Origin of the sequence: Bacteroides sp. RTP31139st1_H2_RTP31139_211217 (genome assembly GCF_040227615.1) — a bacterium.
Taxonomy (GTDB): domain Bacteria; phylum Bacteroidota; class Bacteroidia; order Bacteroidales; family Bacteroidaceae; genus Bacteroides; species Bacteroides uniformis.
Genome location: NZ_JBCNZM010000015.1, coordinates 1 through 13,056 on the forward strand (window position 1 = coordinate 1; position 13,056 = coordinate 13,056).

Sequence of the window (13,056 nt, forward strand, 5' to 3'; positions counted from 1 at the left end):
CGGTTCGGAAGCGAGGCACGTTTCCACGCAGCAATATTACCGTGACATAAAGCGACAAACAGAGGAACTGAAAACGGAAGTGGTGGAATTGCAGGAACGGAAAGAAACGGCACGGGAAGAGCTTGAACGGGCGAAAAAAGAGATACAGACCGAACGGCTGAAAGGGGCAGCCACGACCGCAGCCGCCAACATCGCCGAGAGTGTCGGTTCTCTTTTCGGGAGCAACAAGGTCAAGACACTGGAGAGGGAGAACACCGCCCTGCATAGGAAGGTAGCCACACACGAGGAGACCATCGAAGCCCTGCAAGCCGAGATACAGACCATACGGGCAGACCACAGCCGCCAAGTGCTGGAAATGCAGCAACGGCACTTGCTGGAAAAGAACGAGACGGTAACAAAACATCAAACGGAAGTATCAAGGCTTAACGCCTTGTTGATAAAAGCCACAGAATGGTTTCCTTGGTTTCGTGCTATGCTCCGTATTGAGAAATTGTGCCTTGCTGTCGGTTTTACCCATGAACAGACCGCCCATTTAATGACAGGCAAGCCATTGCCGTACAACGGCGAACTCTATTCCGATGAGCATAGGCGTAAGTTCAAGACGAATGATGTTACTGCCAAAGTTGGTACAAACAATGGAAAGCTGATACTTGCCATTGACGGACTGCATATCGGGGAATGGTTCAAGAAACAATTTGAACGATTACAACAGAATGTCGGCTTGAAGCCTATTCAGAAAAAGAATAAAGGCTTCAAGCTATAGTCAATCATGCGCATCACATACATGGAGGACATTTTTTGTCCCCCATGTATATATAGAGTCCAAGACTAACTCATGTTATTCCCAAGAAATTACTCATACGGTCAATACACCGTTTCTTTTGATTGAGATTAGGATGAACGTACAGATTAAGTGTCGTTGCCACATTTGAGTGACCGAGTATGACACTGACAGTTTTATAATCACACTGGCTTTCAATACATCGGGTCGCAAATGTATGCCTAAGTCCATGAAAGACCAAGTGGGGAATATCCAATCGTTTTAGCAACCTGCCAAAATAATCACGATAAGAACGGGGCTCTTTAGATTGTGTGGAAGTGCCTACCACGTATGGGGATTGAGATTGTTTCCTTACCATTTTCAACGCTTGGAGAAGCTGTTTGGATATAGGAATCTCACGATAGGAATTCTTGGTTTTTGGGGAAGAGTGAACCCTTTCTGTAGATTTCAACTCACAGTTATATATTCTGCCTACAGTATGCTTCACGATGACTGTCTTTTGTGCAAAATCCACATCTTCCCATTTCAAAGCACAAACCTCACCGATTCTCATTCCGGTACAGAGAGCCAACAGTACACCTATATTTTGTGGAGTGGGCTGTTCCAGCAAGTGACGCATCAATATACGCTGATGATTTAATGACAATGTGGGCGGCAGTTTGTTTTCTGTTTGGGTAGGATATTCGATTTCCCATTCTTCAAAATGGAAAATCCCGTGCTTATTCCCGTATTTGATAACAGATTTGAGCACTGCCACTATATCCCGGACTGTTTTTCTTGCTAATCCGGAAGTACATTTGTCTATCACAAACTGCTGGACATCCTTCTCTGTTATATTTTCCGCAGCGCCAAATCGTGGCAATAGGTGTGTTTGTAACGTAAGCTGATAAGCACATAGGGTGGAATGCTTCACTATCGGACGCTTTGCATCACACCAAATCTCGGAAACTTCGTGAAATGTTTTTTTATTGTTCATATTTTGAGAGAATTAATTGATTTAACTCTCTCAAAATAACACACTTTCACCGATTTCCCTTTGAACGATTATGGGTTTTACAAAGCATCTCGCAATTTTCCATGCTGGTTGCCCCTCCCTTGCTCCATGCAGTCACATGGTCGGCATCCATTTCCGAAAGTTTGTAAATGCGGGTCTTGTTGGCATTATTCCCCAACGCACAGAGCGGACAATTGGAAATTCCTTGTTTCTCAGCCGCTTCGGTCTGACGCTTGTAAGCAGCCCGCTTGGTTGATTCTTCAAAGATACGGATGTCAAGCAGTTTCTTATCCTCTTCTCCACCCAGTACATATTCGTAAATATTTCGGGGACACCGCACACTTTCATCCGCTTGCAAGGCTTTTACCCGTTCCGCGACATGGACGGTGCTATAAGGGGTGGCATGGTACGTTTCATACAGCCGTCCCCATTCCAAGCCGCACATGTCACGCTCTACCATAGTAAAGGTAGCCGATACCCAGTCAATCACAGAACGGAAATAACTTTCCAATTCTCCCGTGGAAGGCTCGTGACGGTGTATGCTCATATAGGCATCAATGCTCATCCCCTTACTGTCGCAAATCCACCGGAGGGCTTCCGCCAGATAATCCTGCCGTTTCACATCTCCCTTGATATAATGACTCCATTTCTGTATTTCCGCATTTTGGGAATTACTGAACACCCGCTTGGCTGCATTTACGAACTCGCCCGAATAGATGGCATTGAGCAATTCCTGCTCCTTGAGCGGAATGCCTACAATATTGATGGTCTTGAACCACTCCTTTATTTCCTTTTCTTCACCCTCGCATTCATATACCAGCAGAGAGGATTGCATAATCTTTTGTTGCTGCTCTTCGGGCAATCCCGAGAAATACTGTACGTTATCCGCTTCATCCTTGATGGCGAATTTTCCTGTAACGAACCGACCGATAGAAGTGATGCGTTGCTGCCCGTCAAGTACTTCAAATCGTCCGTCCACAGTCCGGTTGAAATAGATTAGTCCGATGGGATAACCTTTCAGCAGGGATTCTATCACCGCTACATCACGTTTCCCATCGTTGTAGATGTAATGGCGTTGATACTCGGGTTGGATAGTGAGCCGCCCGTCCAATCCAAACAGACCTTTACCTTCCAATTCGTTGTAGGTAAATCCTTTACAGATGTCTTCGACAGTCCATTCTGTATGCAATGTTGTCTTCATGATATTGATTCACTTTTTAGGATTATTCTTTTGTGTCTTCTTCTTCCGGAGATGAATTGAGCGCAATGCCTGTCTTGGCGTTCAGCGGACTGATGACTGCCTTACCCGTCTTGGCTTCCAACTCCATACGGGCATTGCGGGCAATCTCACCACCGGCTTCCGCCACATCCATGTGTTCCCGAAATGTTTCCGGATTTTTACTTTCAGATATTTCTTTGGTGGAAAGTTCCGCCAACATATTTAGCACCAATTCCTTATTGGTCATATTGTCACGTAAGTTCTCTTTTTTCAGACCTTTGAACTGCTTATATTCCTTGGCGGTCATGTCACTCCAAGTCTGATAAATAATATCGGTCAGCGTAGCAAACTGCACTCCCTCTTGCAATCCGTGCCGCTTCCATTCATCCGTGAGGTCTTTACGAATCTCTATGGATTTGAGACGCTGATTAATCCAATTATCCGAATACCCCAACCGCTTATAGTCCACCAGTGCTTGATTGATAGAGAGTTCGGGGTCTTGCATTTGGTTAAGACGTTCAGTCGCCACTTGTGCCATCCATTGCTTGAACGGTTCTGCTTTGGGCGATGGAATAGACTGAATCAAACGGAGAAGCTGCTGAGTATCTGCCACATCGGTTAAATACATCTTTCCATCAGCCGATTTCATTTTCAGTTGACTACAATTTGTAGTCAACTCACTCCCTTCTTTTTTTAAACGTGTTTTCAAGACACTCCAATACTTACGAGGATTAGGGCTATCGGTTAGGACAGCCACCACATCCACTATGGAAAAGTACCATTTTTCATCTTTGTCGTCCCAAATAGTACGGACTTTTTTAGCTTCAAAAAGCTTGATGGTATTATGTTGTGTCATAATTTATTGTTTTTGTTTTTAAGTTGAAATCTTAGGTCAGACACAAGGTGATTCAGGAAAAGAACTTGGTTTGCGTCCATACCCCCGTGAATTAAAGAAACTAAATCCCAGTTTACGAGATGGTCAGCTTTACTATTTAGAGAACGGAATACCTCAAAAACCATATGCACGAGTACTAATTAGAAAAATTGCGAGTGATGAAGTACTTTGAAATCTTAGGGATAACTAAAACTTGGTATGGTAGTGCTTCCAAGGTCTATCCAGAACAGATTCAAGTAGACCGTCATGGCAAAGAGACGAAAGTGACGAAACTCAATGACGGGGCAGTCTTGCTTCATTCCGAAGTTCCTCAGAATGAAACATATTATATGGTTGACGGGAAATATTATACCCAAGTTTATGCAAGAGTTCTTATTAAACATATCAGATCATAATTTGCGTATGAGTAATCGGGCATATGTTGAAACCAAAGAGCCATTGCTCCCAATAGCTCCCCTACGGTTCAAATCCGCAAAGTTAGGTGTGTCGGAAATGGTGTATTCCTTGGTTTTTAATCCCCATTGATTGCCCCTATCGGTTATCCCTAAGATTTCAAATTGCTCCGGACAATACTTAATCAAAAAGGATATAGGAACTCCCATCACTCCATCATAATCTGAAGGAATGGCATCCGTAAAAGGTACTTCAATGGCATCATAATTATCGTAGCGGTCATAGGCAGCTTTGCCTTTCAGTTCCTTATGTTTGGAAAAGCGGAGGTTGTCTGCCATGCTCATCAGTGGCAATGGTTCATGACGACGGCCATGCTCTATGCTGGTAAACCAACATGAATTACCTAATCGGGTATAATTACCGACATATCCCAATCTTGCAGCTTTAGCCTTGTCTTTCTCATCTACTTTAGCTCCGTCAGGAACGCCAAAAACCATATCATTTCCATTTCCTGTAGCACCTAACCAAACTTTGTTATCTTTTATCAAGGGAAAGACCTCTTTATAAGTGATTGCGTTCATGTTACCTATTACAGCAAACTTCTTCCCAGCTTCCACAATCCAAGCCAAGAACTCACGAAAGAGGGAGAACGGCGGATTGGTGATAATAAAATCCGCTTCATTACGAAGTTCGGTAACTTCTTTGCTTCGGAAATCCCCGTCACCATCCATATACTTCCATTCGAGGTCATCAATATTGATACGCCCGTCCCCGCTTTTGTCTCGTTCCAAGATGAATATCTTACCTTTTACCTGTGCCTTGGACGGGTCGAATTGAGGCGCTTCTTGCTCAAACAAAGAGGGCTGATAAGGTGTTTTGTATTTTTTGCTATCCGGAGCATAACTCGTAGAAATCAGTTTTTTCAAGCCTAACTCATCGAACTTGGCAGCAAAGTATCGGGTAAAGTTACTCCATTCGGGGTCATCACAAGGAAGCAATACAGTCTTTCCCCTAAACACGTCCGGGTCATATTCAAGATAGGCATTCATTTCAATCTCTATGTCATGAAATTGCGTATAGAACTCATCATTCTTAGCCGCCTTAGCTTCTTTTAGATTAGTATTTGCCATATGTCTATTTTTTTATTTCGTTAGGTACAAGAAGTGTACGCACATCCACATTCAGTATTTCCGCTATCCTGTATAGTACGGGTATAGGAGGTTGCACTTTGTTCGTGGCGTATAGATTGACCATATTAAAACCTTTGCCAAGTCGTTTAGCCAATTCAGTTTGACTAATCCCCGCCTCAATCAATGCTTCTTTTATCCGATTCATTGCGACATCTTCTTTAACTTGTTACAAAGGTATATAATTTTATTGGGTAAACCACTGTGCTCTTAAAAGAAAGTATTTCGTTAATGGCTTATCCCAAGCTATTTTGGAAAATTCTATTTGTTTTTTCGCCAGTCGATTTTATAAAACTGCCGCCGATAGTTCGTACTTTCGAAAAAAGATGCTATATTTGCAAATGAAAGAGTTATTTGACAGCATAGCAACGCAAAACGCTGAAATTCGCACGGTTGCTAACTCGTTACCGCCACTTTTCAAATAATTCGCTAAAAGTTTATTCCTCAATCGGTTAAGTCTAACCGATGAAAATCTAAAATAATAATTTTGTGATTCTCCATCTGTAATCAAGTACAATCCATTGTCTGTAAACTTGATGACTTTGGGTTTGAATGTGAGTTTCTTCAATGCCTCTGCCAAATTGGATGGAATGTTTTTGTAATATACTCCGTTTTTGCAGCAAGCTATCATCCCGTAATTGGTAATATAGGCATAGTAAACCTCTTCGTATAGTTCTTCGGCTTTCAGTATGAAATTTTTGATGGTTTCATTTGAATAGCTGTAATGCTTGTCCGTGATAACTACCCATTCTCCTCTATCATTGAAGCAGGCCGAAAGAATATTGTCGTCTCTTAAATCTCCTGTACGATATTGTTCCAGTTTTTTGAGGAATGCATCCGGATAACCAAGAGTCCAATACCCTGAACCGCCTAAGATAATTACATAGTTGCCATTTTCAGTGATGTTGATGTCTGTTATTTCAGCATTGCTGCTGTTGGCTTCTTCTATACGTTTCTTAAGCTTGCTGGGAGTACTGCCGGTGTAGGCATATCCACTATTCCCATACACTCCTACTCCTGCTCCATACATAGTGATTGCTCCGGTACGGCATTTCCCCCATTTGTTGATGGCTTCTGTGATGTATGACATGTATGAGCTGGTCGGTAAATTTATATAGCGAACAGTACCGCTATAGGAAAATGGTTTTGAAACGGTTCTGGTTCTGGCTGGAAGAACCGGTTCCGCTTTTTCTTTACAGATATAAGAAGTACCGGCTATCAATTCATTTCCAATCCATTTTCCTGACTGAATGGTGTGTGCCGTAATATCAAAGTAAGCGCCGTATCCATTTCTTTCACCATCCTTCCAAGGGCCGAACCACATATTCCCATTTTCCCAGATATGAATGCCGTATCCGTGGCGTTGTCCATTATAGGTTTCTCCCCAATATTTATTCCCGTTTGTGTAGTTTGTCCGTTCAAATATTTGTCCGGGATATTCTTTGGCTTCTATTTCATAACTGTAGGGGCGGAGCAGCATATACGGTTTTCCGGTGTTTCGGTTGTATTCTACACCATTTTCAGAGCCATTTTTAACTATTATGTCATCTTCTTGAATATGGATGAATAAAGTGAATTCTGAGTTTTTAGTAAAGCCAATTTTAATATTATCTTCTTTGAATTCTACCCTGAATCCATTTATTTCATCATTTTGGGTTTGTCCTAGAGAAGCCTCTCCTTCTATTGTTTTTCCCCACTCTACCGTGCTATTGCGAACAGATTCATGCATGCTTTTCTGTTCACTTTCCGAAGGTGCAGTGTAGAATGGTTTATAGTCCGGTATCATTTTGAGGAGAGTATTCTGTCCGTTGAATCCCGCTTCTTCCAATCTTTCTATGGCAGCTTCTGCTATAGACTTCTGGAGTTCTCCAATGTCTTTGTTGAGAGCAGCCTTTTTGTACCAATATAACGCTGAATTCCCATCTTTTCTCAAGATGTTGTCTATGCCGTATTCATAAGAGATTGCAAGCGAAATCTGTCCGCTTGCATTCCCGTTTTTAGCTGCTCGTTTTGTCCATGCCATTCCGGCGGGGTAATTCTTTGTGACTCCTAACCCGTTTTTCAGTAAATAGGCTAAGCGGCTTTGTGCATAATAAGATTCCGGGCTATTATTGTGTTCGGCGGCTTTTTTATACCAGATAAAAGCCTCTTCATAGTTTTCTTTGTCTTCATATATGCGTCCAAGGTTCTTTTGTGGAAAAGCCCCATTTTTTTCAGCTGCTTTTTTATACCAATAGATGGCCGTTTCTTTATTTTGAGTTAAATTCCCCCAGCCATTACTATAGGCTGCACCCATATTGTTTTGTGCAGCAGGATTTCCTTGCTCAGCCGACTTTCGCCACCAATAAACGGCTTGTATGGTATCAGGTTTTATACCCCATCCCCTAAAGTAGCTCTGTCCGAGATAGAATTGTGCAATCGCGTTTCCATTTATTGCATCTGTCCTATAGTCCGCAGCATTCTTGTGGTTTTGCCCATAAATACTGATGGTAAATACTGCAAGGAATATGCACAATAAGTAATTTTTCATGTTTTTCATAAATTAAGAGTTAATCAATTGCATCCAATAAAATGAATGCAGCCCAGTAAAAGGGATCCTTATATTTTTTTATTTTCTTGAACTCTTTGGGCATAGGCTTTTTGCTCTGTTTTTCTTTTTGCCTGGCTTCTGACTGCCAGCGCTTGTCGGGAGTTGTTTCAATTTCAACTTCGTAGTCACGTACATACTTCTGGGCCTCGCGCAAAGATTCAAATTTGCTCTTTCCTGCGAGCAGATTCTTGTAAAACTGTGTCATCAAGAGTTGAGTAGCATTATCGTCCACTTTCCAGAGACTCATTAATAATGTGTTGGCTCCCGCTTTTTTGAAACCGCGTTGCAAGCCGAATACTCCGTCACCGGTTATTTCTCCCAGTCCGGTTTGGCAGGCAGAAAGTACTACCAGGTCTAACCCTCGTAAATCTAAACCGGCAAGCTCTTTGGCGGTGAGTATGCCGTCTTCTAATCCTTCCGGCAAAGGATTTCCTTTCAGTGCAATATTTGCTCCTGACAATAGCAGTCCTGATCGAGTCAATGCTTTGTCTTCTACGTAGCGTGATTGGTTATTGTCTCCCATCATCAAGAAATCAAGATCCTTTGTCTGTCTGGCTTCTGTTTCTGTCCAATAGAAACCATGAGTGGCGATATGTAGCATACTGATATTCTTACCTGATAAAGCTTTAAAAGATTCTTCTGTACCTCGTAAATCCATATATAAGGCTGGCTGAAGTCTCGTATTCTCTAGTGCTTGTTTAATTTGTTCAGCTTCTATCTTAGTGGCGGGAAGGTATTTGGCTCCGTCACGCAGGTTTAGGGAATCCGGATAGAAGGTATGTTGAATATTCAAGTCTCGAGGAATATCAGTATATTTTTTGTTTTCGACTACTAAAGCTGTTGTATCAGCATCATATTTAAGACCTCCATAGAGAACAGCTTCTTTAATATGGCTTTTGTCTTTTATCATAACCAATTGTCGCGTAGACGACAACCGATAGAAATTTATTTGTTCCGCTATAAAAGTAGAGTCGCTGCTTGGAAGGTGTTCTATGGCGATGTTATGGAGTTGCCCAGCAGGAGCAAAATAAATATTCTTTCTTTGTTTGGAACGGCAACTTTTTATTCTCAACTTTGCTCATTTAAGAGTCTGTTTAAAAACCAACTGAATAAAAGCTTTTATTACGCCAATGAACCTATTATTAGAGCGATTTTTCCCCTTTTTTAATCCCTACTTCCCTTTTTATTAATACCTTTGGGCGTTGTTTTTAATTCGTTAGACAGATGTCTTCTTTCCGTTAGACAATTGTTGTTCTTTCGTAAGATGGACGTTTAACGAAACAGCAACAACTGTCTAACGAATTAAACTCGGTGCATCAGGACTTGTTCTTGCAGCATTGAATGAATAATATTGCCCAACTGATATTCTAAATTATATGAGTGCTTATTACGATTTATACCAGACCCCCAATCCTTCTCCGGAGGACGGTGAAGAAAAGCTGCTTCACGCCCGTATTCTTCCCAAAGGAACCATTCCTGCCGATAAATTCCGCGAACTGGTTCACAAGGCTACCGGTTTCAGCCCTGCCATTCTCGATGGCACGTTGCAGGCTATAACGGATGAGTTGCACAGCTGGCTGGCAGACGGATGGATAGTTGAAGTGGGCGAATTGGGATTCTTTTCGTTATCATTGAAGTGCGACAAGGCCGTGGCGAATAAAAAGGATATTCGCTCTCCGTCCGTGCATTTTCAGAATGTAAACTTGCGTATCGGCAGTAAATTCCGCAACCGCTTTCAGACGATGGAGCTGGAACGGAAAGCATCTCCCTATATCTCTCATTCCAAATTGACACTGGAGGAGCGGAGAAAAAAACTGTTGCAGCATTTGAATAAGTATGGCTGCATTACGCGTACTGATTATGAACAGCTGACCGGAAAGGCGAAACATCAGGCGGTGGCCGATTTGAACCTATTTCTGGAAGAAGGTATTATTCGCAAATATGGTAGTGGAAAAACAGTGGTATATCTCAAGCCATGACAAGCAAGAGAGTTAGAGGAGTTATCACTTTGCTCCGCTAGGAGTTACAGCCGATACTCTTGTGTATGTATTCACAGAACTATCGGCTTTAACTCCTAAGCCGACTTGCCGGCTGATGACTCCTTCTGACTCCCGATAACTCCTTTAAACGAAAGAGCCGTGCGTATAAAAAGGGAAGAAACTTTTAGTACTGCCGATTTGTTTTTAACTTTGTCAATTGAAAACTAATAAAAACAAGCGTATGAATATGAAGGTTGTATCTATGTGCCTGATATGTGCCGGAGCTTTGTTGACCGGTTGTGGAAACGACGGTAAAAAGGAAGCGGAAACTTCGGAGAGAAAGGAAAAAGAGGCCGTGGTTGGTAGTGATAAAGACGAACATGGTTGTATTGCTTCTGCCGGATATACGTGGAGCGAGGTGCAGAAAGATTGCATCCGTTTGTGGGAGAAAGGTGTCCGCATGAATGCAGTGGATGATGCCGGGAAGACTTTGTTCTTGGTGTTCAGTCCGGACTCTACGCAAGTGGAGTTGTTTTTCTCGGAGGAAGGTGTTTCGAACGAAATTCTGGACCGTCGAGGTCTGCCTGCCGGTGGATATGCCTGGAATGTGGAAGATGATGATACGAAAAACGTACGTCTGGAAGACGGTGAGTGGACGGTCAGCCAACGGGGGAGGCTCATTTATCAGGAAGATGCGAATGGTAAATAATATAAGAATATGGAAAATTTGAAGGCGTTGACAGAGGCTGTCTGCTGTGTAGCCCGTGAAGCCGGGCATTTTTTGAAGGAAGAGCGGAAAAGTTTCCGTCGGGAGGTGGTGCAGGAAAAACATGCGCACGATTATGTATCTTATGTGGACAAGGCTTCCGAGAAAAAGGTTGTATCTGCCCTTAGGAAATTGCTTCCCGAAGCCGGATTCATTGCCGAAGAAGGGTCTGCTGCCTATAGTGACGAAACGTATTGCTGGGTAGTGGATCCTTTGGATGGGACAACGAACTATATTCACGACAATGCTCCCTATTGTGTAAGTATTGCCTTGCGTGACAAGCAGTCGCTTTTGCTGGGTGTGGTTTATGAACCCTGCCGAGACGAGTGTTTTTATGCTTGGAAAGGAGGAGGAGCCTATGTGAACGGAGAACGGTTGCGTGTTTCGCTTGTCAGTGAACCGAAAGACGCTTTTGTGGTGACAGAGTTACCCTACAATTTCGAGCAGTATGCCCGTACGGGCGAACATTTGATACACGAACTTTACGGTAAGGTTGCAGGCATTCGCATGAATGGTTCGGCGGCGCTTGCCCTCTGCTATGTGGCTGCCGGACGTTTTGACGCTTGGCTGGAAGCTTTTATCGGTAAGTGGGATTTCTCTGCGGCTGCACTCATGGTGTTGGAAGCCGGCGGTAAGGTAACAGACTTTTTGGGAAACGAGAACTTTATAGAAGGGCATCATATCATAGCCACCAACGGGCCGCTGCATCCGTTGTTTTTGCGGTTGGTACGGGAGGCGCTGCCATTCTGATACGGTTCTTATTGCCTTATTACACTTTTTTATGGAAAACACATTTAAAGCCTGGTTCTTGTCCTTTGTCCATCTCTTCTTCCCGCGTCAGTGTGCTGTATGCGGGAGCTCTTTGCAAGAGGGAGAAGAGGGCATTTGCATCAGGTGTAATATGAATATGCCACGGACAAACTATCATCTTCGCGAAGACAACTCCGTGGAGCGTATGTTTTGGGGGAAGATACCTCTGGAACGCGGCACTTCCTTCTTTTATTATCACAAAGGAAGTGATTTCCGCCACATCCTGCATCAACTGAAGTATGGAGGCCGGAAAGATTTGGGAGAAATAATGGGGCGTTTTATGGCAGCGGAGCTGGCGGCTACCGGTTTTTTCCGTGGTATAGACGTAATTATCCCCGTTCCTCTACATCCCCGCAAACAAAAGTTGCGCGGATACAATCAGAGTGAATGTATAGCGCGCGGCGTTTCTGCCGTAACGGGTATTCCTATTGATGTGTCCTCCGTGCTGCGCAGAAGACATACGGAAACGCAGACCCGAAAGTCTGCTTACGAGCGTTGGGAAAATGTAGACGGTATTTTCCTTCTCCGCTATCCGGAACGCTTTGTGGGGAAACATATCCTTATTGTGGATGATGTACTGACCACCGGAGCCACTACAACTGCATGTGCCGATGCGCTTAAAGATGTGGGAGGCGTACATGTTAGTATCCTGACGCTGGCAGTGGCGGGTTCGTGAATCAGAAGCGGAAACGTCCGCCTGCCACGATTGTTCCCGTATATCCTACGCCGAATTCGGTGAAGAAGGCAAACTGATTTCCATATTCGATACCCAGAAAACTGAACTGATAGGCAAATTCCTTTTTGTGATAAGTGTCTCCTCCAAAGCTGTTCCGGAGGAAATAGGCGCCGAGCCCTGCAGAGGAATATAGGGAGAATTGGGGGCGGGTGAACCAATGCCACCGGAAGGTGGGGAGGATATACAGATAGCGCCGGTCATCGTTCTTATTCTCATCCAAAACTTCATAAAGGCTACTGGCCGTCCCTCTATTACCGGTTATTCCTCCGGTTACGCCTAGGCTGATTTTACGGTTGATTCTATAAATATAACTGATATTCAGAGCGCCGTAATAGCTGGTCTTCTCGCGTGTATAGATTCCAAAACTTGCTGTCGGAGCAATAAACTCTTCGGCTATACTATTGGCGTCGGTAATGGGGAGGAAGCCGTAACTGACGGATATTTCATGGTGGCGGAATTTTTCTCGCGTAGAAACAAGAGAGGTTTGTGCTTTACCAGCGGTACATAGGCTGAATCCTATGACTAAAAAGAATAAAAGAGTTTTCATTGTAGTTTGGTGTTTGGATTAAAATATGTTTTTCTAATAAATAAAGACAGGTGCTTTTATGAAACTCCTTACTTTACATTTGGCAAATGTATGTTAAATCTTTGAATATGAAATAGAAATGTTTGTCTTTTGTGTGGGATAATGTGGGAAAACAAAAAA

At 43.2% G+C, this 13,056-nt stretch carries 14 protein-coding genes; 5 read left to right on the top strand and 9 right to left on the bottom strand.

From position 1 onward, the window contains the following. Positions 1-763, top strand: a 763-nt coding sequence (locus ABUA47_RS03715; protein ID WP_349831427.1) for a mobilization protein, incomplete at its 5' end; no start/stop codon positions are given. Between the two features lie 70 nt (positions 764-833). On the opposite strand, the gene ABUA47_RS03720 is transcribed toward ABUA47_RS03715, so the two are convergent. From ABUA47_RS03720 to ABUA47_RS03755, 8 genes are all read right to left on the bottom strand, one after another. After that, the gene (locus ABUA47_RS03720; protein ID WP_016272402.1) at positions 834-1,757 is read right to left on the bottom strand and encodes a tyrosine-type recombinase/integrase; all 924 of its coding nucleotides are present in this window, start codon (positions 1,755-1,757) and stop codon (positions 834-836) included. 46 nt (positions 1,758-1,803) lie between these two features. Beyond that, a complete protein-coding gene (locus ABUA47_RS03725; RefSeq protein WP_057098036.1) occupies positions 1,804-2,976 on the bottom strand; it encodes an HNH endonuclease family protein in 1,173 nt (390 codons plus the stop codon). A gap of 22 nt (positions 2,977-2,998) precedes the next feature. Then, positions 2,999-3,850 carry a Bro-N domain-containing protein gene (locus ABUA47_RS03730; RefSeq protein WP_005834447.1) on the bottom strand — a complete coding sequence of 284 codons (852 nt, stop codon included), beginning with the start codon at positions 3,848-3,850 and terminating at the stop codon, positions 2,999-3,001. A 215-nt stretch (positions 3,851-4,065) separates the two neighbouring features. Beyond that, the gene (locus ABUA47_RS03735) at positions 4,066-4,188 is read right to left on the bottom strand and encodes a hypothetical protein (RefSeq protein WP_259299613.1); all 123 of its coding nucleotides are present in this window, start codon (positions 4,186-4,188) and stop codon (positions 4,066-4,068) included. A 90-nt stretch (positions 4,189-4,278) separates the two neighbouring features. Further along, the gene (locus ABUA47_RS03740; RefSeq protein ID WP_005834451.1) at positions 4,279-5,412 is read right to left on the bottom strand and encodes an adenine-specific methyltransferase EcoRI family protein; all 1,134 of its coding nucleotides are present in this window, start codon (positions 5,410-5,412) and stop codon (positions 4,279-4,281) included. Positions 5,413-5,416: 4 nt separating this feature from the next. Then, entirely contained in the window at positions 5,417-5,617 is a 201-nt protein-coding gene (locus ABUA47_RS03745) for a helix-turn-helix domain-containing protein (RefSeq protein WP_005834452.1), read from the bottom strand. A 138-nt stretch (positions 5,618-5,755) separates the two neighbouring features. Next, positions 5,756-8,008, bottom strand: coding sequence for a tetratricopeptide repeat protein (locus ABUA47_RS03750; protein WP_225982710.1), 2,253 nt, complete (start codon positions 8,006-8,008; stop codon positions 5,756-5,758). 10 nt (positions 8,009-8,018) lie between these two features. Beyond that, entirely contained in the window at positions 8,019-9,131 is a 1,113-nt protein-coding gene (locus tag ABUA47_RS03755) for a CHAT domain-containing protein (protein ID WP_080707087.1), read from the bottom strand. Between the two features lie 304 nt (positions 9,132-9,435). Between ABUA47_RS03755 and ABUA47_RS03760 the strand changes: the two genes are divergently transcribed. From ABUA47_RS03760 to ABUA47_RS03775, 4 genes are all read left to right on the top strand, one after another. After that, complete coding sequence (locus ABUA47_RS03760) at positions 9,436-10,038, top strand: DsbA family protein (RefSeq protein WP_016272408.1); 603 nt, start codon at positions 9,436-9,438, stop codon at positions 10,036-10,038. Between the two features lie 241 nt (positions 10,039-10,279). Further along, positions 10,280-10,747 (top strand): hypothetical protein, encoded by a 468-nt coding sequence (locus ABUA47_RS03765; RefSeq protein WP_035447154.1) that lies wholly within the window; start codon positions 10,280-10,282, stop codon positions 10,745-10,747. A 9-nt stretch (positions 10,748-10,756) separates the two neighbouring features. Further along, positions 10,757-11,554, top strand: a complete 798-nt coding sequence (locus ABUA47_RS03770; protein WP_016272410.1) for an inositol monophosphatase family protein — start codon at positions 10,757-10,759, stop codon at positions 11,552-11,554. A gap of 31 nt (positions 11,555-11,585) precedes the next feature. After that, complete coding sequence (locus ABUA47_RS03775; RefSeq protein WP_005830616.1) at positions 11,586-12,290, top strand: ComF family protein; 705 nt, start codon at positions 11,586-11,588, stop codon at positions 12,288-12,290. Between the two features lies 1 nt (position 12,291). Here ABUA47_RS03775 and ABUA47_RS03780 read toward each other — a convergent pair whose 3' ends face one another. Further along, positions 12,292-12,897, bottom strand: coding sequence for an outer membrane beta-barrel protein (locus ABUA47_RS03780; RefSeq protein WP_005830614.1), 606 nt, complete (start codon positions 12,895-12,897; stop codon positions 12,292-12,294). Positions 12,898-13,056: the final 159 nt, after the last annotated feature.